This is a genomic window from Clostridium sp. CM74B_53 (assembly GCF_036318045.1).
Taxonomy (GTDB): Bacteria; Bacillota; Clostridia; order Lachnospirales; family Lachnospiraceae; genus Pilosibacter.
Map to the genome: position 1 here is coordinate 1 of NZ_JAWQDE010000040.1, position 1,115 is coordinate 1,115.

Annotated in this window: 2 tRNA genes and 3 rRNA genes; all 5 read left to right on the forward strand. The window is 49.1% G+C overall.

The annotated features are described in order from the left end of the window. A 16S ribosomal RNA gene (locus V2546_RS15610) occupies positions 1-70 on the forward strand; the annotation flags it as partial. Between the two features lie 61 nt (positions 71-131). After that, positions 132-249: ribosomal RNA gene (gene rrf, locus V2546_RS15615) — 5S ribosomal RNA — on the forward strand. A 6-nt stretch (positions 250-255) separates the two neighbouring features. After that, positions 256-329: transfer RNA gene (locus tag V2546_RS15620), tRNA-Ile, on the forward strand. Between the two features lie 93 nt (positions 330-422). Beyond that, a tRNA-Ala gene (locus V2546_RS15625) sits at positions 423-495 on the forward strand. A 195-nt stretch (positions 496-690) separates the two neighbouring features. Next, positions 691-1,115: ribosomal RNA gene (locus V2546_RS15630) — 23S ribosomal RNA — on the forward strand; the annotation flags it as partial.

Consider the following 1,115-nt stretch of genomic DNA (forward strand, 5'->3'; position numbering starts at 1 on the left):
AGGTCTGATAACTGGGGTGAAGTCGTAACAAGGTAGCCGTATCGGAAGGTGCGGCTGGATCACCTCCTTTCTAAGGAAGAAGAAGTAAGGGTTTTATATACTGTTCAGGTCTCAAGGACCTAAAAAAGAATTCCGGTGCCGATGCGCTTATGGGACACACCCGTTCCCATCCCGAACACGACGGTTAAGACGTAAGCGGCCGATGGTACTATGCTGGAGACGGCATGGGAGAGCAGGTGGGTGCCGGATTCCAATGGGCTTATAGCTCAGCCGGTTAGAGCGCACGCCTGATAAGCGTGAGGTCGGTGGTTCGAGTCCACTTAAGCCCATTACCTGAAAAGGTAATGCAACAAGTGACTGGCTGATTTGAATAGATAAAATGAATAAGGGATCGCCTCGAAAGAGGGAAGGCCCGCATCCATGGGGGTGTAGCTCAGTTGGGAGAGCACCTGCCTTGCAAGCAGGGGGTCAAGAGTTCGAATCTCTCCATCTCCACTCGGGATTAAATCTAATCCCTAACGTACCTTGAAAATCACATATTGAATAAATTGAATCTTAAATATTTAAGATACAAGACATCCGAGGCGTATCGAAAGATACGTAACCGAAAGAATCAAGTAAACACAAAGACCAGGGGTGCAACGCTATGCACCTTCGTATGAAAGCCGTTCCCGCGGCGGAAATACAACTGGTTAAGCTAGAAAGAGCGCAGGGTGGATGCCTTGGCACTAAGAGCCGATGAAAGACGTGATAAGCTGCGAAAAGCTTCGGGGAGGAGCAAATATCCTTTGATCCGGAGATTTCTGAATGGGGAAACCTACTTGAGTGTACCTCAAGTGACGTATGGTGAATACATAGCCATACGCCGGGAACCCGGTGAACTGAAACATCTAAGTAGCCGGAGGAAGAGAAAGAAACATCGATTCCGAAAGTAGCGGCGAGCGAAATTGGAAGAGCCCAAACCGGAATGCGTGCATTCCGGGGTTAAGGACCACGTTATGTGACCCGTATGGTAATGGAACTGTCTGGGAAGTCAGACCAAAGAGAGTGAAAGTCTCGTACATGAAACCAGAAGGGAGCTAGTGGGATCCAGAGTACTGCGAGACACGTGGAAC